Origin of the sequence: Sorangium sp. So ce117 (assembly GCF_051524395.1) — a bacterium.
Taxonomy (GTDB): domain Bacteria; phylum Myxococcota_A; class Polyangia; order Polyangiales; family Polyangiaceae; genus Sorangium; species Sorangium cellulosum_B.
This window is the reverse complement of record NZ_CP150309.1, coordinates 11,436,509-11,455,897: the sequence shown is the minus strand read 5'-3', so window position 1 is coordinate 11,455,897 and position 19,389 is coordinate 11,436,509. Positions and strand designations below refer to the sequence as shown.

The 19,389-nt window shown below is 72.8% G+C and carries 15 protein-coding genes; 8 read left to right on the top strand and 7 right to left on the bottom strand.

The window, feature by feature from the left end:
- Positions 1–26: 26 nt before the first annotated feature.
- Positions 27–1,028 carry an NAD-dependent epimerase/dehydratase family protein gene (locus WMF46_RS43040; protein WP_437546634.1) on the bottom strand — a complete coding sequence of 334 codons (1,002 nt, stop codon included), beginning with the start codon at positions 1,026–1,028 and terminating at the stop codon, positions 27–29.
- Positions 1,025–5,608, bottom strand: a complete 4,584-nt coding sequence (locus WMF46_RS43035; RefSeq protein WP_437982526.1) for an AMP-binding protein — start codon at positions 5,606–5,608, stop codon at positions 1,025–1,027. Before WMF46_RS43035 ends, WMF46_RS43040 begins: the two co-directional genes overlap by 4 nt.
- Before the next feature lie 302 nt (positions 5,609–5,910).
- On the opposite strand from WMF46_RS43035, the gene WMF46_RS43030 reads away from it, so the two are divergent.
- Positions 5,911–6,867 (top strand): deoxyribonuclease IV, encoded by a 957-nt coding sequence (locus WMF46_RS43030; protein WP_437982525.1) that lies wholly within the window; start codon positions 5,911–5,913, stop codon positions 6,865–6,867.
- Here the strand turns inward: WMF46_RS43030 and hutU are convergent.
- Positions 6,782–8,455 carry a urocanate hydratase gene (gene hutU / locus WMF46_RS43025; protein WP_437982524.1) on the bottom strand — a complete coding sequence of 558 codons (1,674 nt, stop codon included), beginning with the start codon at positions 8,453–8,455 and terminating at the stop codon, positions 6,782–6,784. The two genes, WMF46_RS43030 and hutU, sit on opposite strands and share 86 nt — an antisense overlap.
- Before the next feature lie 188 nt (positions 8,456–8,643).
- Here hutU and WMF46_RS43020 point away from each other — a divergent pair, with 188 nt between their 5' ends.
- Positions 8,644–9,006: a hypothetical protein gene (locus WMF46_RS43020; RefSeq protein WP_437982523.1), complete on the top strand. Its 363-nt coding sequence runs from the start codon at positions 8,644–8,646 to the stop codon at positions 9,004–9,006.
- A 131-nt stretch (positions 9,007–9,137) separates the two neighbouring features.
- On the opposite strand, the gene WMF46_RS43015 is transcribed toward WMF46_RS43020, so the two are convergent.
- From WMF46_RS43015 to WMF46_RS43000, 4 genes are all read right to left on the bottom strand, one after another.
- Entirely contained in the window at positions 9,138–11,204 is a 2,067-nt protein-coding gene (locus tag WMF46_RS43015) for a protein kinase domain-containing protein (RefSeq protein ID WP_437982522.1), read from the bottom strand.
- A 22-nt stretch (positions 11,205–11,226) separates the two neighbouring features.
- The gene (locus WMF46_RS43010; protein WP_437982521.1) at positions 11,227–12,207 is read right to left on the bottom strand and encodes a hypothetical protein; all 981 of its coding nucleotides are present in this window, start codon (positions 12,205–12,207) and stop codon (positions 11,227–11,229) included.
- A 198-nt stretch (positions 12,208–12,405) separates the two neighbouring features.
- The gene (locus tag WMF46_RS43005) at positions 12,406–13,155 is read right to left on the bottom strand and encodes a hypothetical protein (RefSeq protein ID WP_437982520.1); all 750 of its coding nucleotides are present in this window, start codon (positions 13,153–13,155) and stop codon (positions 12,406–12,408) included.
- Positions 13,156–13,271: 116 nt separating this feature from the next.
- On the bottom strand, positions 13,272–13,577 hold the full coding sequence (locus tag WMF46_RS43000) for a YfhL family 4Fe-4S dicluster ferredoxin (RefSeq protein WP_012240614.1): 306 nt from the start codon (positions 13,575–13,577) through the stop codon (positions 13,272–13,274).
- Between the two features lie 168 nt (positions 13,578–13,745).
- On the opposite strand from WMF46_RS43000, the gene WMF46_RS42995 reads away from it, so the two are divergent.
- The 6 genes from WMF46_RS42995 to lpdA all read left to right on the top strand — a co-directional run bounded on the left by WMF46_RS42995 (position 13,746) and on the right by lpdA (position 19,345).
- Positions 13,746–14,465, top strand: coding sequence for a hypothetical protein (locus WMF46_RS42995; protein WP_437982519.1), 720 nt, complete (start codon positions 13,746–13,748; stop codon positions 14,463–14,465).
- A 53-nt stretch (positions 14,466–14,518) separates the two neighbouring features.
- The gene (locus WMF46_RS42990) at positions 14,519–15,547 is read left to right on the top strand and encodes a HEAT repeat domain-containing protein (protein WP_437982518.1); all 1,029 of its coding nucleotides are present in this window, start codon (positions 14,519–14,521) and stop codon (positions 15,545–15,547) included.
- The gene (locus tag WMF46_RS42985) at positions 15,544–16,155 is read left to right on the top strand and encodes a DUF4149 domain-containing protein (protein WP_437982517.1); all 612 of its coding nucleotides are present in this window, start codon (positions 15,544–15,546) and stop codon (positions 16,153–16,155) included. Before WMF46_RS42990 ends, WMF46_RS42985 begins: the two co-directional genes overlap by 4 nt.
- Before the next feature lie 38 nt (positions 16,156–16,193).
- Complete coding sequence (locus tag WMF46_RS42980) at positions 16,194–16,469, top strand: hypothetical protein (RefSeq protein WP_012240611.1); 276 nt, start codon at positions 16,194–16,196, stop codon at positions 16,467–16,469.
- 114 nt (positions 16,470–16,583) lie between these two features.
- On the top strand, positions 16,584–17,777 hold the full coding sequence (locus WMF46_RS42975; protein WP_437982516.1) for a thiamine pyrophosphate-dependent dehydrogenase E1 component subunit alpha: 1,194 nt from the start codon (positions 16,584–16,586) through the stop codon (positions 17,775–17,777).
- A 161-nt stretch (positions 17,778–17,938) separates the two neighbouring features.
- On the top strand, positions 17,939–19,345 hold the full coding sequence (gene lpdA / locus WMF46_RS42970) for a dihydrolipoyl dehydrogenase (protein ID WP_437982515.1): 1,407 nt from the start codon (positions 17,939–17,941) through the stop codon (positions 19,343–19,345).
- The last annotated feature ends 44 nt before the right edge of the window (positions 19,346–19,389 follow it).

Below are 19,389 nucleotides of genomic sequence, written 5' to 3'. Positions count from 1 at the left end.
CGACGAGGCCGCGCGCCGCGCTCCACCTACGCTTGCGGCCAGACCACGCCGCGGGCGCGCAGATCGGCGACCGTGTCCGCGAGGGTCTCGAGCGGGTCGCGCGGCGTCCAGCCGAGCTCGCGCCGGGCCTTGGTCGCGTCGAGATACCAGAAGTGCTGGCCCATCTCGGCCGACACCGGATCGACCGGCAGATCGAACGGCAGCCGCTTCCGCGCCTGCTCGATGAGGTGCGCGCCCGCCTTCGCGAGCGCGATGCTCCGCGGCAGCCGCAGGGCGGGGGCCGGGACGCCCGAGATGCGCGCGAGGCGGCGGAAGAAGACCTCCAGGCTCATGTTGGCGGCGCCGAGCAGGTAGCGCTCGCCCGGGCGGCCCTTGTCCATCGCCAGCGCCATGCCCTGGGCCGCGTCGCGGGCGTCGACGAAGGAGAGGCCGCCCGCGGGGGTGAAGGGGAGCCGGCGCTCGAGGAAGCTCACGATGTCCCCGGTCGAGGCGCCGTGGACGTCGCCCGGGCCGAGCAGGATGCTCGGGTTGACGGCGAGGACCTCGAAGCCGGGCCCGCTGCGATCGAACGCCGCGCGCTCGGCGTACAGCTTCGAGCGGTAGTAGGGCCAGCCGGCGATGAGGTCGATCGGCGTCGCCGCCGTCTCGTCGCGGACGTCGTTCGGATCCTTGCTGACCGCGACGACGCCGCTCGTGCTCGCGATCACCGCGCGCTTCACCCCCGCGTCCCGGCAGGCGTCGAGGGTGATCTTGGTCCCCTCGACGTGCGTCCGGTAGAGCGCCTCGGCGTCCTCGCGCCGCCGCGAGACGCGCCCGGCGCAGTGGAACACCCCGTCGCAGCCCTCGGCGGCGCCGCGCACCGACGCCGCGTCGAGGATGTCTCCGCGGCGAAGCTCCACGCCCTGCGCGGCGAGCGCGGGCGCCTCGGCTCGGCAGAGCGCCACCACGTCATGGCCACCCCCACGGAGCGCCGTGACGAGGTGCGATCCCAGGAAGCCGGTCGCGCCGGTGACGAGATAGCGGCTCATGCGAGGTCGAAAACCTTCTGGAAGGTCTGCAGGAGGGAGATGTCGTTCGATTTCACGAGGCCCGTCATGAACTCCATCGGGCTCGGTGTGTAGGCCTCGCGGACGATCTTGGTGAATATCTCGGGCGTGGTCTTGAGGACACAGTCCGCTTGCTGGCTTGGCTTACCGATCCGCGCCTCGCAGCTGGCCGGGTCGATCCGCAGCGTCCACTTCGCCTCGTCCTCCGTGCCGAGCGTCACGTAGTAGGTGATCGGCTGGGTGACCCGCCCCGCCACGTATTTCGACTCGAGCTCGCGGAACAGGAGCGTGAGCGGGTGCTCCTTGGTGGTGGTGGCGGCCTGATCGATGCTCTCGACCCGGCTCAGATCGAGGGCGCCGCCGTCCTTGAGCTTGATGACGGCGAGCTGCGTGAGCTCCGCGACCTTGCGGCAGGCCACCGCGTACTTCATCCCGGCGGTGAGCCGCCGGAGGTCGCCGATCGCGAGCGGCGGCCCGATGCGCGCGACGAGGTCGCGGCGGATCGGGACGGTGCGCCCCTTGGGGAGCGCCTCGAAGGTGCCGCCCAGGTAGAGGGGCAGGATGTCGACGTTGTGCGTGAGCGCGAGGTGCCCGATCGCCGGCTTGAACTCGAGGATGCCGCCGTCGGGGCTGCGCGTGCCCTCCGGGAAGAGGAGCACGGTCCGCCCGCGATCCAGGATGTCGCCGGTCTGGCGCAGCGCCGTGCGGAGGCCGCCCTTGCGGTCGAAGGGCGCGAGGTTCGTGAGGTTCTCGAAGTAGGCGCGCCGCCAGCGGTTGCCCTCGAAGAAGTAGTCCTGCGCGGCCAGCGACACGAGGCCGTCCCCGTAGCTGCCCAGCGCGAACTTCACGAGGCCCATGTCGAGGTGGCTCGCGTGGTTCGAGACGACGATCGTGTTGCGGTTGTGCGGGATGAACGCGCGCCCGTAGACCTTCGGGCGCATGACGTTCCCGTAGAAGCCGGACTGGACCTTGTTCATCCAGTGCTTGGCGAAGTCGGCCACCGGGCGGGGGATGTGGATCGGCTCGTCACCCACGCCGTGCGCGTTCGGCTCTGCGGTCGCCGCGCCGGCGTCCTGCGCGACGGCCGCCGTGCCCGCGCCGGTCGCGGCGGCCTCGGCGGCGAGGCGCGTGACGATCGCCTTCACCTCGGAGCGCTTCACCTGACCGGACGCGGTGCGGGGCAGGTCGGCGTCGTCGAGGTGGACGGCCATGGGGTGGCACGGCTTGGGCAGCGCCTGGATCGCCGTCCGGAGCGCGTCGAGCGCGCGCTCGTGCTGCTTGGCCCGCGCGAGCGCCTCGTCGTCCTCGCCGTCCTTCGCGCCCGGCGCCGTGGGGACGGCGAGGCAGGCGACCTGCTCGCCGCCGCGGCCGTTGTCGATCCCGACGATGGCGAGCTCCTTGACGTGCTCGACCTTGCCGAGCATTCGCTCGATGTCGGCCGGGTACAGGTTCTCGCCCTTCGCCGCGCTGATGACCTCGCTTTGCCGGCCGACGAGGACGAGCCGCCCTTGCTTGTCGAGCTTGCCGAGATCGCCGGTCCGGAGCCACCCGTCCGCGTCGAGCGCCGCCTGGGTCGCCTCCGGATCGTCGGCGTAGCCCTTCATGACGTTGGGGCCGCGCGCGAGCACCTCGCCGACGCCGTTCGCGTCCGGGTTCGCGATCTTGATCTTCACCCCGGGGATCGGCTTGCCGACGTTCCCCGGGCTCGCCGCCGGCGAGGGCTTGGTGACGGTCAGGAGCGGCGCCGCCTCGGTCAGGCCGTAGCCCTCGGCGAGCGGCAGCCCGAGCCCCTTGAACACGGCGGCCGTGTCCCTGGGGAGCGCCGCGCCGCCCGAGATGAGGAAGCGGACGTTGCCGCCGAGCGCGTCGTGGACGCTGCCGAAGAACAGGCGCCCAGCGTTCAGGCCCAGGCTCTTGCCGAGCATGCGGTTCAGCTCCATGGCCCAGCTGAACGCGGTGGCCGCGGCGGGCCCTTGCTCCTTCACCCTCGCGACGATCTGGCGCTCCAGCATCTGCCAGAGCGCGGGCACGCCGACCATCGCCGTGACGCGCGCCTTCTTCAGCCCGTCGCTCACCCGATCGGCCGAGACCTCGTCGAGGTAGATGATCCGCGCGCCCTGCGACAGCGGCAGGAGCAGGCCGCAGGTGACCTCGAAGGTCTGGTGGAGCGGCAGCACGCTGAGCACGCGGTCGCTCGCCTTGAGCGGGAACAGCGGCGCCAGCGAGGCCAGCAGCGCCGTGAAGTTGCCGTGCGTGAGCAGCACGCCCTTCGGCTCCCCGGTCGTGCCGCTCGTGTAGACGACGCTCGCGACGTCCTGGCTGCCCACGCGCACGTCCGGGGGCGCGAGCCCGTCGCCGGACGCCGGGCCCAGGTCGGGCACCTGGCCCTCGGCGAACCCGACCATGTCGAAGGCGACAAGGTTCGGCAGCGCCGCGCGCACGTCGGCGCCGAGCTTCTCCGCCACGACGCTGTCCCAGAGGACGACCTTCGCCGTCGACGAGCGGAGGACGTCCGCGAACGCCTTCGCGTCGAGCCCGGGATCGATCGGGACGGCGACGGCGCCTGCGCGGAGGATGCCGAAGTAGGCGACGGGCCACGCCGGCTGGTTCGCGCCGGAGAGCGCCACGCGATCGCCGCGGCGGACGCCGAGCGCGGCGAGGCGCGCGGCGGTCATGCAGGCCGCGTCGCGGAGCTCGCGGTAGCTCGTGCGCGAGAGCCCGTCCTGCTCGAACCGCTGCACCGAGAGCGCGTGATCGAAGCGCTCCGCGACCTCATCGAGCAGGTCGACCAGGCTGTCGTAGGGCCGGAGCGGCTTGATCTCCCGGCGGAGCATCTCTTCCATGAGCGGGAAGGCCCACTTCTCCAGGCCGGGGAGGTGGACGTTCCAGATGTAGTCACGCCAGTCGATCTTCTCGGGCGCCCAGACGAAGCGCGCCCGCTCCTCGGGGGGCATGCGGGCCATCGCCGCGCGCGTGTTGGCGCAGGAGTAGACCCAGTCGCCCTCCGCGACGAACGGCATGAAGACCTCGAGGAGCGCGGCCGTCTTCTGCTCGGTCCTGGCGGCGTTCTCCAGCGCGGCCGCCGCCGGCTTGAGGAGGGCCGCGGCGGGGCCGACGCTCGCCGTCTTGAGCAGGCCGCCCAGGCCGCGGAGGGCGCCCTCGATGGCGCGCGCGCCGTGCGCGCCGTACTGCTGCCGGGTCAGCCCGCGCGGCTCGAAGCGGGACGACACGACGTCGAAGAGCGAGGTCTTCTTCCCCTCGAACACCTGCCGCCGCTTGTAGAGCCCGGCGAGCTCCAGGTAGCGCGTCACGCGGCAGCCGTTCGTGTCGGTCGATCCGTACTGGTACACCGCGGGCGCGCGGCCCTCGATGAGCTCGCAGAGCGAGGCGATCATGCCGCTCGCGGTCATGTCGACCGGGATGAGGTCGAGCCGCACGTCGTGGTCGCCCGGGAACTGCACCTGCCCCTTCGAGGCGAGGTAGAGGTACGGCGCCGAGGTGTTGATCCCCTCGTTCCAGCCGGTGAACGGGAACTCGACCGCGGTCTCCACGACGGCGGGGCGGACGATGGTGAAGGGCAGCCCGGAGCTCGCGAGGACCTGCTCGCCGATGCTCTTCGTGTAGGTGTAGATGTTGGTCCACCCCCAGAAGAGCGCGCGCTCCTTGCCGGCCTCGATGAGCCGGTCCTTGATGAACTTGCGCTTCACCCTGGCGAGCTCGTTCTCGAGCGCGCTGCCCCGGCACGGCTCGCTGCGCGCGGCCAGGTTGGCCTTGGCCTCGTCGAGGAAGGCGCTCTGCCGGAAGGCGTCCTCGCATCGCTGGCGCGCCTGCTGCACGAGGTCGAGGCACTCGCTGATCTCGCGCTGCGGATCCCAGTGCGACCGATCGAGCGTCCGCTTCGGGCAGGCGGCGCCGAACCACGTCTCGCCCGCGGCGCGGGGGAAGGGGATCTCGGCCGGGTGGTTCTCCTCGATGAGCCCGGAGCGGTAGCCCGCGACGAAGCAGGTGCTCGTGTGCATCACCTTGGCCCCGAGGGTCCGCGCGAGCTCGACGAGGTTGCTGATGCCGAACGCGTTGACCTCGAGCGCCTCGTCGAGCGGGGGGTTGAAGTCGACGACGCCGGCCACGTTCACGACCGCGGCGATGTTGCCCGTGAGCTCCCCGACGCGGTCGCCCAGCCCGAGCAGCGGCTGGCCGACGTTGCCGTTCATGGGCGTGATCTTCTGCCGCAGGTACTCCTCGAAGGCCGGCCCGGGGTACTGCTCGCGGATCGGGTCGAAGACCGGCGAGGTCACGATCTGCGACCAGAAGCGCTCCTCCGGCGACTGGTTCTCCTTGGCCCGGACGAGCAGGTAGATGTGGGCGATCTCCGGGAACCTCGCGAGCAGCATGGCCAGCCAGACCTTGCCGAGGAAGCCGGTCCCTCCGACCACCACGAGCCGCTTGCCCGAGAGCACATGCGACGGCACCAGCGGCGGGGCCGCCGCGGTTTGCTCGCCCTTGGCCGCACCCGGCGACCCCGGCACTGCCTCTCCGGCGCCGGCCCCGTTCGTAACACCCATATGGCTCATCGAGACTCCAGGAAGGCCGCTCAATTCGCGCCTGGGCAGGAACGCGTCAAGGGTGAGGTGCCGCGAACCGGGGTTCGCGCCCTCCCGGCATACGGTTTGCTCGATTTGCTCGCGAAATCGGGGTCATCGCCGAGGACGGACGAGGTGGCTCGGGCGTTGCTCTCCTACGTGGAAGCGCGTGCGAGCGCGTCGGAGCGCGTGGGGGCGCGCGGATGGCGGGGGCCGTGGCAGATCCGGTGGGCTCGGGGCAATGCCTTGCCGGCGGCGGGGAATCGCCCCAAGCAGTGCGGCCCATGATCTTCGGCGCGCACGAGTCCGTGGCTGGCGGCCTTCACCGCGCGATCGCGCTGGCGGGGGAGGACCGCTGCGAGGCGGTGCAGATCTTCACCAAGGTCTCGGGCCAGTGGCGGGAGCCGGCGCTGAGCGCGGAGCAGATCGCCGCGTTTCGCGCCGCGCGCGCGGCCTGGGCCGGCGCGGGCGCGGGTCGAACGCTCGCCCACGCGAGCTACCTCATCAACCTGTGCGCTGACGACGCCGCGATCCTCGAGCGCTCGCGGGAAGCGCTGTTCCAGGAGCTCGCGCGGTGCGACGCGCTCGGGATCGACTTCGTCGTGTTCCATCCGGGCGCGCACCGCGGCCTCGGCGAGGAGGTCGGCCTCGACCGCATCGGCGAGAGCCTGTCGATCGTGCTCTCTCGCGGGAAGGGGCTCCGCGCGCAGCTGTGCATCGAGAACACGGCCGGGCAGGGGTCGACCCTCGGCGACCGCGTCGATCAGATCGCCGCGATGATCGAGCGCGCCGGGCCGGAGGGGTCGCGGCTCGGGGTCTGCATCGACACGCAGCACGCCTTCGCGGCGGGGCACGACCTCCGGAGCGAGGCCGGCTACGAGCGGTTCTGGAGCGACTTCGGCCGGCTGCTCGGGCTGGATCGGCTGCGGTGCATGCACGTGAACGACTCGAAGGCGGCGCTCGGCCAGCGGGTCGATCGGCACGAGCGCGTCGGCGACGGGGAGATGGGGCTCGCGCCGTTCTGGCGCCTCGCGAACGACGCGCGGCTCGCGCGCGTGCCGGCGGTGATCGAGCTGCCGCCGCTCGCGAAGGAGCGGCGCGGCTACCTGGAGGAGATCGCGCGGCTGCGCGCCCTCGAGGGCGCGGCGGAGCCGGTCACCCCGCCCGGTGCGGCACCCGGACGCCCTTCTCCTCCGCGACGTGGATCGCCGTCTCGTAGCCCGCGTCGGCGTGCCGGATGATCCCCATCCCCGGATCGATGGTGAGCACTCGCTCGAGCCTCTGCCGAGCGGCCTCGGTGCCGTCGGCGACGATCACCATCCCGGCGTGCAGCGAGTTGCCGATCCCGACGCCGCCGCCGTGGTGGAAGCTCACCCACGACGCGCCGCCCGCCGTGTTCGCGAGCGCGTTGAGGATCGCCCAGTCGGCGATCGCGTCCGAGCCGTCCTTCATCGCCTCCGTCTCCCGGAACGGCGACGCGACCGACCCGCAGTCGAGGTGGTCGCGCCCGATCACGATCGGCGCCTTCACCCGGCCGGCGCGGACGAGCTCGTTGAAGGCGAGCCCGACCTTCGCGCGATCGCCGTAGCCGAGCCAGCAGATCCGCGACGGGAGCCCCTGGAACGCGATCTTCTGCTCCGCGAGCTCGATCCAGCGGCGGAGATCGGCGTCGCCCGGGACCGCCTCGAGCACCGCGCGGTCGGTGGCGAGGATGTCCTCGGGATCGCCCGAGAGCGCGACCCACCGGAACGGGCCCTTGCCCTGGCAGAACAGCTCGCGCACGTACGCCGGCACGAAGCCGGGGATCGCGAACGCGTCCTCGGCGCCCGCCTCCATCGCGCAGGTGCGGATGTTGTTGCCGTAGTCGAAGACCTCGGCCCCGCGCCGCTGCATCGCGAGCATCGCCTCGACCTCCATGCGCATCCCCGCCTTCGCGCGCGCGACGTACTCCCCGGGATCGCGGGCGCGGAGCTCCGCCGCCTGCTCGAGCGTGAGCCCCGGCGGGACGTAGCCGACGAGCGGATCGTGCGCCGCGGTCTGCTCGGTGACGAGGTCGGGCGTGACGCCGCGGCGCACGAGCTCCGGGTAGACGTCGGCGGCGTTGCCGCAGAGCGCGATCGAGCGCGGCGCCCCGCGCTGGACGCTCTCGAGGACGGCGTCGAGGGCGCGGTCGAGATCGTCGATGCGCTCGTCGACGTAGCGGGTGCGGAGCCGCTTCTCGATGCGCGCCGGGTCGATCTCGACGCCGAGGCAGGCCATGCCCGCCATGGTCGCGGCGAGCGGCTGCGCGCCGCCCATGCCGCCGAGCCCCGCGGTGAGCACCCAGCGCCCGCCGCCCGGGGCGCGCGTCGTGTGCGCCTTCCGCGCGGCGACGAACGTCTCGTAGGTGCCCTGAACGATCCCTTGCGAGCCGATGTAGATCCAGGAGCCCGCGGTCATCTGCCCGTACATGGTCAGGCCGAGCGCCTCGAGCCGGCGGAACTCGTCCCACGTCGCCCACCGGCCCACGAGGTTCGAGTTCGCGAGGAGCACGCGGGGGGCGTCCGGGTGCGTGCGGAAGCGGCCCACCGCCTTGCCCGACTGCACGAGGAGCGTCTCGTCGTCCGCGAGCTCCCGGAGCTCGCGGACGATCACGTCGAACGCCTCCCACGATCGCGCCGCCTTCCCGGTGCCGCCGTACACGACGAGATCGTCGGGGCGCTCCGCGACGTCCGGATCGAGGTTGTTGTGGAGCATCCGGAGCGCGGCCTCCTGGATCCACCCCTTGCAGCTCCGCTCGCTTCCCCGCGGCGCGCGCACCACCCGGGCCCCCTGCTCTCCGGTCGTCATGCTGTCGTGTACTCCACCCGGTCCGGATCGACCAGAAGGCGAGGCGTCCGCCGCGCCGCGCGGCGAGGCGAGGCGCACGCCGCCTCGCGACGCGAGCCTGCTCGATCCTCTCCGGGGCAGCCGGCTTCGTCCGAACCGGAGTATGCTTGCTCGGGGCGCGCGCAGCGCCCGTGTGTCCGGGAGAATCCATGATCTCGACGATCCGTTCGGCCCTCGCGTGTTGTCCGGTCCGGGCCCTCCAGCTCGCAGCCCTGGCGCTCACCCTCGCGACCGCGGGGTGCGGCAAGGTCGGGTGCTTCGACTACACCGAGATCGAGTGGACCGAGAACGGGGGGGCATGCCCCTCCCAGGAAGAGGCGCTCGCCTATTTCGGAAGCGACTCGTGCGGCGGCGAGGTCGAGTCGGTCGACAGCGAGGCCGAGTACGACGGCGATTACTGCTGCTACGACATCACAAAGCGCGACGAGTACGGGGGCACCTGCACCTCGCCTGGCGGGCGCATCTCGCCGACGCAGCCGGCGCCGCCGCCCGCCCCGTCTCCGCCGAACTGAGCCGGCGCGCCGGACACCCCGCGCCCGCGCATCGCGGGCCTCGCGTGTGGCGCTGCCTCCGCCCTGGTTCATCGAGCCAGAGCTCGTCCAGCGCGTTCCTGTCGAGCTCCTCTAGAGCTCGTCCAGCGCGTTTACAGCTCGTCCAGCGCGTTCCTGTCGAGCTCCTGGAGCGCCGCGAGATCCCGCGCCGCGAGCTCCTCCACGTCGCCGGGAGCCTCGCGCGGGTAGGCCAGCGTGAGCTCGCCGTCGTGGACGTAAAGGTGCTGGCTGTCGATGCACCCGTGCGCGCCTCCGGCCGCGTGGAGCGCCGCGATGGCCTCGCCGAGGCGCGCGCGCTGGGCCCTGGTCAGCGCGCGCGCCTCGTCGGCGAGCGCGCGGCCCTGGGGCAGCGCCACCCAGACCTCACCGCTCGCGAGATCGACCCGGAGGACGGACGTCAAGGCCGCGTGGCCGGCGCGCGCGAAGGCTCGGGCCCGGGCGAGGGTCGCGTCGTCGAGCTGCAGCACGAGGACGTCGCGATCGAGCCAGGCGTCGTGCCAGCGCCCCTCCGTGTCCCGGCCGTCGCCGACCTCCAGGGTCGCCGCGAGCCGGGCCGCCATGGCGGGCGGCGCGTCGCTCGATCGGGGCCGGCCGCTCCCGCGCGACCGCCGCGGCCGCGGGCGCTCTGGCCAGGCCATCGCGGTGATCGCGCGCCGCGCCTCGAACGCGTCGGCCGGCCGCGCGGCGGGGTCCTCCGCGAGCAGCGCCGCCACGGCCGCGTCATGGGCCGCCGTGAGGTCCGGATGGACCTCGCTCGGCGCGGGATCGAGCCGCCCGCGCACGGCGGGGGCGGGCGGCTCTCCGGTGAGCAGCTCGGCGAGCACCGCGCCGACGCCGTACAGATCGCTCGCCAGCGTTGCCGGCCGGCCCATGCGCTGCTCCGGCGACATGTACGCGAACGTCCCGATCGCGCCCGCCGTGGCGGTGGACGAGAGATCCCCGAGGTGCGCCGCGCCGAAATCCGCGAGGTGAGCCGTCCCGATCTCGTCGAAGAGCACGTTGCTCGGCTTCACGTCGCGGTGGAGGATGCCGAGGCGGTGCGCCTCGCCGAGCGCGGACAGGAGCGCGCCCGCGATCTCGACGGCGCGCGCGGGCGTGACCGGATCCCCCCGCAGCCGCTCGATCAGGGACCCGCCCGTCATCCAGGCGAGCACCATCGCTGGCCCTTCGGGGTGGTACGCGCGGAGCGCGACGACGTTCGGGTGCCGGAGCTGGGCGAGGGCGCGCGCCTCGCGCTCGAACCGGAGGAGCGCGTCGCGGCCCGCTCCGAACGCCGCGCCCGCGAAGATCTTCACGGCGACGCGCTCCGCCGTGATCCGGTCGCGCGCCTCCACCACGCGCGCGTGGGGCGTGGCCGTGACCTCGCGCAGGGTCTCGTAGCGCCCGAAGAGGAGCGGCCCGACGGGCGCGGGGCCCGCGGGAGGAGGTCCCGCGGCGGCGCTGCCGGGAGCGGCGCCTCGCGACGAGAGCGCCTCCTGGCCGGGCGGCTCGAGCCGCGCGAGCTCCTCGCGGACGGTCCGCGCGGCGTCCTCGAGCCCGAGCTCGCTCAGGCAGCGGCCGAGCAGCGGCAGCGCGCGCGCCCGCTCGGCGGCGGCGGGCGGCAGCTGCTGGAGCGCCCGCACGGCGGCCTCGGTGCGGCCGTGGCGCGCGAGCAGCTCGCCCAGCGCGAGCCACGCCGCTGCGTCGCCCGGGCGGCGGCGGAGCGCGGCCTCGAGCACCCGCGCGCCGTCGGCTGGGCGGCCGGCGAGCTCGAAGCTCTCGGCGGCGCGGCACGCGTCGTGGGCCGCGGTGAACGCCTCCGCGGCCGCCGCGTGAGCGCCGAGCGCCGCGAACAGCGCGCCCGCGTGGCGCGAGAACCCGCGCGCCGCGAGGTCGGCGGCGGCGCGCAGCGCGGCGTCGCGGGGCGACGTGGCGGCGATCCGCTCGAGCGCCTCGCGCGCGAGCGCCTCGTCGCCGCCGAGCGCGGCCATCAGCGCCGCGCGGGCCGGGTCCCCGGCTGCCAGCGCCTCCCGGGCCGCGCCGGCGAAGTCGCAGACGCGCTCGAGCAGCTCGGAGGCGCCCGCGTGATCGCCGGCCGCCGCGAGGAGCGCGGTGCCGCGGTCGCGTTGCCCGATCGCAGCGAGCTCGGCCGCGCGACGTCGCAGATCCTCGTACGCCACGCCGATGTCGGTCGGAGCGCCGTCAGCGCGCGGCGATGCGCGCTCGGCCGTTCACGGAGAGGTCGAAGCGCACCTCGCCGAGGTCGATCCCCGAGGTGTTGAACGGCACCTGCCGCGTCCGGTGCACGGCGAGCGTCGCGTTCGCCGGCAGAGGCCCGAGCGTCGAGGGATCCAGCAAGGAGCCTGGGATCACGCCCCTCCCGGTGTCCTTGAACGCGCACCGCACGGTCGCGCCGTGCGCCGAGGTCACGTCGATGTAGATGATGTCCCGCGCCCGGTTGGCCTCGCCGCTCTCGCCCGCGCGCCACTGCACGACCGCGCCGACCCCTGCGTCGAGATCGACGCCGTCGGCCAGCTCGGCGTCGCCGATGCGCACCTCCTCGGGACCCGCGGGGGCATCGGCCTCGAACGCGAACCGGTCGAGCTGCCCCGAGCCGGAGCTCTCGAACACGTACCGCGCCGGCGCAGGCAGATCGCTGGTGGCGTCGCGCGACGTGTAGAACACGCCGAAGACCAGGGCGCCCACGTCCGGGAACGCGCGGGCGGCGAGCGGCATCTCGGTGCTCTCGGTCTTCATCGTCACGTCGCCCGCGTCGAGGAGCTCGATGGGGCTGAGCGAGCTGAAGCTGCTCGCCTCGTCGTCGGCGGCGGGCGAGAGGACCATGCAGCTGCCGGCGGAGGGGAGGACGAACGGCTTCCCGACGGCCCCCTCGGCGAGCTCGGGATCCATCGCGGACGAGAGCCGCATGAACTTCGCCAGCACGTTCGTGACCGCCCCCGCACCCTCGGCGCCCGCGCTCGGAAGCGCGGCCTCGTCGAGCTCACCGGGGGCTGTGGTCGCGGCGGCGTCCCGGCTCAGGTTGATCGCGCGCTCGACGCGCACGACCCCCTGGGTGACCACCCCGTTGACCTCCGTCGCGTCGCCCGCGACAGGCGCCGAACAGCCGACGAGAGCCGCACCTGCGAGCAGGCATGAGGTGGCGAGGGCGCCGTGGGGACGCATAGATCCGAGTCTAAGACGGGTCCTCCGGCCGGGCAAGCGCCTGTGCTTGCCACCGAAAATGGCGGGGAATCCGTATGATTACGTTTTGCTACGTTTTGTTGCGCTTTACCGCGGCTTGTCACGCTTTGTTACGTCTGGGAACGCTCCGAACGTGGCGTAGGCCGACGTTGCAACGTCGTTGCGTTTATTTCGACCGTGTCAGAAGGTGACCGTGAGGCCGCCGCCCGGGGCGACGGTGCCCTGATCGATCGCGACCGGATCGCCGGCGATCTCGCCCTCGGCGTGGTGGTAGGTCGCGGTGGCCTCGATCGCGACGTGCACATGGCGGAACCCCGCGCGGACGCCCAGCACGAACCCGAGCTGGAGATGCTGGCCCGACGCGTCGACGGGCGGTCCTCGGAGCGCCGCTCCGGCGGCGGGCAGCCGCACCGCGCCGCCGAGGAGCTCGAAGCCGAGCCGGGGACCGAACCAGAGCGCGTAGAGATCCGCGTCCGACCGGAAGCCGAGCAGGAGAGGGACGTCGAGCCCTGCGCCGTGGACGTCGATCCCCTCTGCGCTGGGGCCCGGCCCGCCCGCGAGCAGCGCCGAGGCGCCGAGGCCGATCGACAGGGCCGCGTCGCCGAGCGGGAATGCGTGGCGCCCGTCGAGCCGGATGGCTCGCCCCGTGTACGTCAGCCCCGCTTCGTTCTCGCCCTCGATCCCGACGCGGGCGCTGGCCCAGGGCGCGACGCCGGGCGACACGGTGATCTCGGAGAGCTTTCGCCGCGCGGCGCCCTCCGCCGCCGCCGCCGGGCCTGTGGTGCTCGCCCCTGCGTCCGTCGCTCCGGCGACGACCATGTCACCCGACAGGCCGCCGCCGAGGCGCACGGCGCCGGGACGGAGGACGTGGGCCGGGTGGAGCAGCGGACCGCTGCCATGGCAGCCCGCGCAGGCACCAGCGAGAACCACTGCGGCCCAGCGCCGGATCACCGTGTGACCCGGGCGCCGCATTGAACCGACGGTGCCGGCGGAGGCATGGGAAGCGCGGCCAGATGAGGCGACGCGATGGTGCGCGAAGAGGCGCGCTACTTGCGGAAGCGCGAGGGGTAATCGTTGGCGGCGGCCCGCTTCTTCAGCTCCCCATCGTCGGGGTGCAGCCTGACGGCGCGCGCGATGAGGACTTCCTCGGTCTCCACGATCTGCGGGTTGGGCAGGCAGCACTCGACCGGGCACACGGCCTGGCACGCTTCGTGATCATAGAAGCCGACGCACTCGGTGCAGAGCTCCGGATCGATCACATAGATCTCGTCGCCCTCGCTGATGGCTTCGTTCGGGCATTCGGGCTCGCAGGCGCCGCAGTTGATGCAGTCTTCGGTGATGTAAGTCGCCATGGCCTTCGCTTCGTTCTCCGGGGTCACCCCGGTCCGCTCGTTTGTAGAGGCCTGACCGCAAGGTGTCAATTCGGGCGGAAGCCAGCGCCGGTTCCGGGACGGCGTCGTGGGCGTCGTGGGCCTGCGCTTGCGCGCGGGCGCCCCTGCCGGTACTAAGCGGCCTCCTCGATGCTCCGCCTCACCGAGCCCGCCCTCCTGCTCGCCCTCCTTGGCGCATCCTCGCTGCTCGCCGGATGTGGCCCCCAGATCGGCGATCCGTGCACCTCGTCGCTCGATTGCGTGCAGGCAGAGCAGCAGCTCCTCTGCGATGGCACGCAGCCTGGCGGCTACTGCACGGTCTTCAACTGCGAGCCGGACAGCTGCTCCGGCAGCAGCGTCTGTGTCGCGTTCAACCCGGTGATCGATCCGGCGTGCAGCGAGCTCGAGAACGTCCGCTGGCCGCGCTTCGAGCGGACCTTCTGCATGGCCACCTGCGATGAGGACGACGACTGCCGACGCGGCTACTCGTGCGTCGCTCTGGGCAACATCCAGGGGGCTGCGGGGATAGCGCCGGGCGAACGCAACGCCGCGATCGTCGACGCTAGGCCGGACGGCTCGAGGGCCTGCCTGCCGAACCCGCCGTCTGCGTCGAGCGAGCCGCCGGGCGACGCCGAGAGCGGGCCTGGCGTGTGCAGGGCCGCTCCTGAACAGTCGGGAGTTCCGGAGGAATGGCCCACGTACACGGCCTCGGGCGCGGGAGGCGGCGGCGGCGCGGGTGGTGGTGGCGGCGCGGGTGGCGAAGGTGGCGGCTCGGGCGGCGCTGGCGGCGGTTCGGGTGGCGAAGGCGGCGGCGGCTCGGGCGGCGAAGGTGGCGGTTCGGGTGGCGCTGGCGGCTCGGGCGGCGGCTGAGCGCCGCTCGGTGCGGCCCGGCTTTGCGCATCGACCGTGCTAGCGTTGGCCGCGTGTTCGGACCGGCCCCCGCGAAAAGGACGCTCGAGGCTGCGCTGCGCGACGTCGCTTCGCAGAAGCCCGCCGTGCGCGCGGAGGCCGTGAGCGACCTCGTCCCATATGCCGCGACGGCACGGGAGCAGGTCGTGCGCGCGATCGAGGGCGCGCTCCGCGTCGATGAGCACGCGGCGGTCCGCGCGGCGGCGGCCATCGCCCTCGCCGACACGAAGGCCGTCGAGGCGCTCCCGGCCCTGCTCCTCGCCGTCGAGGACGTGGATCCCTACGTCCGGCAGATGGCGATCACGGCGCTCGGTGAAATCGGCGACATGCGGGCCACGGGCCGGCTCCAGCGCGCCCTCTCGGACGAGCGGCCCGAGGTGCGGTTCCAGGCGGTGATCGCGTTCCCGCGCGTCTGCGCCCAGCAGGCCGACGCGATCGAGGCCATCATGCAGGCCACCCACGACGACGATCCGCTCGTCTGCCACATCGCGCTGCGGATGTTCGAGGAGCTGGGGGAGTCCAGCGGCGAGCTGCCACCGCTTGGCATGGATCGGGCCCGTGCGCTGCTCGGCCACGCGTCCCCGCTCGTCCGGGCAGCGGCGGCGGTCGTCACCGCGCGCTTCGGCGATCCGGTGGGCCACCCCGTGCTCGCCGAGATCGTGGGAGGAAAGCTCCACGGCGTCGATCACGAGGACGAGGCCGCGGCCATCGAGCTCTGCGGCGAGCTCGGCCTCGCTGCTTCGCGGAGCGCCCTGGAGCGGCGCGCGTTCGGGCTCAGGCTCGGCTTCGGCCGCGATCCGCTGCGCTGGCACGCGCGCGTCGCGCTCGCGCGGATGGGCCACGAGCGGGCCATCCGCGACATCCTCAGCGAGCTCGGCGCGTGGGACCGCCACAAGCGCACGCTCGCCGTCGCGGCCGCCGGTCGCGCCCGCCTCTCGGCCGCCCGCCCCGCGATCGCGGCGATGCGGGGAGACGAGCGGAAGGCCGATCAGGGGGCCGTCGAGGAGGCGCTCGCCGTCCTCGCTGCCGAGGTGGATGCATGAACGATGAAGCCCAGTTCAGCGAGGCGGACCTCGCCCCGAGCCCCGAAGAGCGCGCCGCGTCGCGCCGCTCCCTCATCGATCGCGTGGCCGCGAGCGTGGCCGCGCTCGCGGCGGGGGCCTGGGTCGGCGGCATCGTGGCGCTGGGCGCCTGCGCTGCCCCGTTCGTCTTCCGGCTCGCCCCGGCCCCCTTCTCCGGTGACGCGATGAGCGCGGCGTTCGCGCGCTTCGATCAATTCGCGCTCGGCGCCGCGGTGATCCTCCTCGGCGCCGAGGTGGCGCGCACCTGGGCCGCGTACCGCCTGGGCGCCGGCCGCGCGGCGCGCGTGCGCCGGGTCGTCGCCATGGTGCTGGCCGGGTGCGCCGCGTACGTCGGCCTGGCGCTCACCCCCCGCATCGCGGCGCTCCACCGCGAGGGCGTCCGGCGCGGCGAGGGGGAGCTCGGCATGGAGCTCGAGCGCGTCCACCGCCGCGCCGAGCTCGTGAGCAAGTCGGAGGTGTTCCTCGGCGCGAGCCTGGTCCTCCTGCACGTCTTCACGCTCGGCGCGCGCCGCCCCGAGCAGGACGACGACGAGGAAGCGGCCGCCCCGCTGCCGCCCGGCCCGCGGTAAGGACGCCGCGCATCGCGCCCACGACACGGAGGGATCCGATGCCGCGTGACAACAAGCTCTATAGCGGCTTCGTCAACCACGATTACATCCTCACCTTCTCGATCGCCGACGAGGCGAACCGGTCGCGCCTCGTCGCGCTCTGCGCCGGACCGTGGCAGGGCGACGAGGTCACGCCCGACACGTGGGAAGTGTCCAACACGCTGAGCCCCGATCAGATGGAGCGCGCCATCCTCGATCTGATGGGCGACGCGGACCGCGCCGCTTACTACTACCTCTCGGACAGCAAGCGGATGTTCCGCGTCCTGCTCGGCTGAGCTCGTGCGCGAGCCATGTGAGCCGCTTCGCTCCGGCGCGCCGCGGGGGCGGGAGGGGCGTCTCCGCGGGCCGAAGGGGCCGCGAGCGCTGTCATTTCGCGGTATGGTCCGGTCATGAGCGAGCTGGAAGCCACGCCGCCCGGCGCCTCCGCGAGGTCCGCCGCCGACGCCCCTCCACCTCACGCGCCCACGTCCCGACCAGGGGAGGGGGCCGATGAGGGCTTGCTCAGCGTCCTCCGGGACGATGGATCCCTGGATCCCGCGACCGACCCCTGCCTCAGCGACGCGCTGCTGCTGCGCGCGTACCGCGAGATCAAGCGCCTCAGGCTGCTCGACGCGCGCATGCTCCTGCTCCAGCGGCAGGGGCGGGTCGGCTTCTACGGCGCGTGCACCGGCCAGGAGGCGACGCCCATCGCCACGGCGCTCGCGGTCGAGCCCACGGACTGGATCTTCCCCGCGCTGCGCGAGAGCGTGATGATGCTGGTGCGCGGCTTCCCGCTCCGCACCTATGTGGCCCAAGTGTTCGGCAACTCCGGCGACCTCCTCCAGGGGCGCCAGATGCCGTCGCACATGAGCGGGCGGCAGGTGAACCAGGTGTCCTGGTCGAGCTGCATCGGCCCGCAGCTCCCGCAGGCGGTCGGCGCCGCGTGGGCCGCCAAGCTGCGGCGCGACAGCACCGTCGTGGTGGGGTTCATGGGCGACGGCGCGACGAGCGAGCCCGATTTCCACAGCGCGATGAACTTCGCGGCGGTCTTCAAGGCGCCGTGCGTCATGATCTGCCAGAACAACCACTGGGCCATCAGCGTGCCGACGGACCGGCAGACGGCCTCGAGGACGATCGCCGTCAAGGGGCGCGCCTACGGCGTGCCGTCGGTGCGGGTCGACGGCAACGACGTCATCGCCGTCTACCGCGCCGTCTCGGAGGCGGTCGCGCGGGCTCGTGGCGGCGGCGGCCCCAGCTTCATCGAGGCGCTCACCTACCGCGTCGGCGCGCACTCCTCGAGCGACGACCCGAGCCGCTACCGGTCGCAGGAGGAGGTCGATCGCTGGACGCAGCGCGACCCGCTGCTGCGCCTCGCGCGCCACCTCGCCGGCCGCGGGCTCCTCGACGACGCGGCGGAGTCCTCCCTCGAGGCGGAGCTCAACGCCGAGATCGCCGCCGCCGTCGCCGAGGTCGAGGCGATGGGCCCGCCTGCCCGAGAGACGCTGTTCGACGACGTCTACGCGGAGCTGCCCTGGCACCTGCGCGACCAGCGCGTAGAGCTCCTGCGCTCCCCGAAAGCGCCGCCGCACGGCGGCGGGCGCTGACCTCGGGGAGGGATTTCCCCTCGCTGCGAGGTCGTGTAAGCCCCGGGCACCCAGGGACGGCTCGCGTTTGCGGGCGCGGCCTCAGGGCTGTCGGCGAGGGGCTTGCCTGACGAACCCCGGCGCCCCTAGTTCCAGTCTTCGAAGCGCACAAAAGGACAAGGATGAAGACCTACGACGCAATCGTGATCGGAGCCGGCCCCGGCGGTTACCCCTGCGCCATCCGGCTCGCTCAGCTCAAGCTGAAGGTGCTCTGCATCGAGAAGGAGACCGTCGGCGGCGTCTGCCTCAACTGGGGGTGTATCCCCTCCAAGGCGCTGATCTCCGCCGCCCACCTCTACGAGAAGTCGCAGGCCGGCGCCGCGATGGGCATCAAGGTCAGCGGCGTCGAGCTCGACGCCAACAAGATGCAGGACTGGAAGGAAGGCATCGTCAAGAAGCTCACCGGCGGCGTCGGATCGCTGCTCAAGGGCAACGGCGCCGACGTGGTGAACGGCACCGCCACGGTCGTGGGGCCGAAGCGCGTGGACGTGACGCGGGCGGACGGCTCGGTGGAGCAGTTCGAGGCGACCAAGGCGATCGTGATCGCGACCGGCTCGACGACCATCGAGATCCCGACGTTCAAGTTCGACGGCGACACGATCATCGGCGCGAAGGAGGCGGTCAGCCTGCGCCGCGTCCCGAAGCGGCTGATGGTGATCGGCGGCGGCGTCATCGGCCTCGAGCTCGGCATGGTCTACCAGGCGTTCGGCGCCGAGCTCATCGTCGTCGAGGCGCTGCCGGAGCTGCTCACGGGCGTCGACCCCGACTGCACCAAGATCGTCGAGCGCAAGATCCTGAAGCGCGGCGGCACGATCCACAAGAACGCCAAGGCGCTCGGGTACGAGAAGCAGAAGGACGGCTCGGTCGGGGTGAAGATCCAGTCCGACGGCAAGGAGCAGACGATCGTCGTCGACACCGTGCTCGTCGCCGTCGGCATGCGGCCCAGCAGCAAGGGGCTCGGCCTCGAGAAGGTCGGCGTGACGGTCGATCAGCGCGGGTTCGTCCCCACGGACAAGTTCTGCCGCACCAACGTGCCGTCGATCTACGCCATCGGCGACGTCAGCGGGCCGCCCCTGCTCGCGCACAAGGCGACGAAGGAGGGCGAGATCGCCGCCGAGGTCATCGCGGGGCACAAGGCCGAGAAGGACTGGGTCGCGATCCCGGGCGCGATCTTCACCGATCCGGAGATCGCCACGGTGGGGCTCACCGAGGCGGAGGCGAAGGCGAAGGGCCTCGAGGTTAGCATCGGCAAGTTCCCGTTCTCGGTGCTCGGCAAGGCCATGGCCATGAACGAGACCGAGGGCTTCGTGAAGATCGTCGCCGACAAGAAGACGAAGCAGGTGCTCGGCGTCCACATCGTCGGGCCGGAGGCCAGCACCATGATCAGCGAGGCGTCCCTCTCGCTCGAGATGGCGGCCTTCCTCGAGGATATCTCGCTCACGATCCACCCCCACCCGACCCTCGGCGAGTCGCTGATGGAAGCCGCCGCCCACGCCATGGGCGCCGCGATCCACATCGCCAATCGCTGACCCGCCCGCTCTCGATCATCACCAGCCTGCGCCGTCGACGAAAC

Excerpts from the sequence above, each read along its gene's own strand:
- WMF46_RS43010 (WP_437982521.1), bottom strand. The coding sequence starts at position 12,207 with ATGCGTCCCCACGGCGCCCTCGCCACCTCATGCCTGCTCGCAGGTGCG.
- lpdA (WP_437982515.1), top strand. The coding sequence starts at position 17,939 with ATGAAGACCTACGACGCAATCGTGATCGGAGCCGGCCCCGGCGGTTAC.
- WMF46_RS43040 (WP_437546634.1), bottom strand. The coding sequence starts at position 1,028 with ATGAGCCGCTATCTCGTCACCGGCGCGACCGGCTTCCTGGGATCGCAC.
- hutU (WP_437982524.1), bottom strand. The coding sequence starts at position 8,455 with ATGACGACCGGAGAGCAGGGGGCCCGGGTGGTGCGCGCGCCGCGGGGA.
- WMF46_RS43020 (WP_437982523.1), top strand. The coding sequence starts at position 8,644 with ATGATCTCGACGATCCGTTCGGCCCTCGCGTGTTGTCCGGTCCGGGCC.
- WMF46_RS42985 (WP_437982517.1), top strand. The coding sequence starts at position 15,544 with ATGAACGATGAAGCCCAGTTCAGCGAGGCGGACCTCGCCCCGAGCCCC.
- WMF46_RS43035 (WP_437982526.1), bottom strand. The coding sequence starts at position 5,608 with ATGGGTGTTACGAACGGGGCCGGCGCCGGAGAGGCAGTGCCGGGGTCG.
- WMF46_RS43000 (WP_012240614.1), bottom strand. The coding sequence starts at position 13,577 with ATGGCGACTTACATCACCGAAGACTGCATCAACTGCGGCGCCTGCGAG.
- WMF46_RS42980 (WP_012240611.1), top strand. The coding sequence starts at position 16,194 with ATGCCGCGTGACAACAAGCTCTATAGCGGCTTCGTCAACCACGATTAC.
- WMF46_RS42995 (WP_437982519.1), top strand. The coding sequence starts at position 13,746 with ATGCTCCGCCTCACCGAGCCCGCCCTCCTGCTCGCCCTCCTTGGCGCA.
- WMF46_RS43030 (WP_437982525.1), top strand. The coding sequence starts at position 5,911 with ATGATCTTCGGCGCGCACGAGTCCGTGGCTGGCGGCCTTCACCGCGCG.
- WMF46_RS42975 (WP_437982516.1), top strand. The coding sequence starts at position 16,584 with ATGAGCGAGCTGGAAGCCACGCCGCCCGGCGCCTCCGCGAGGTCCGCC.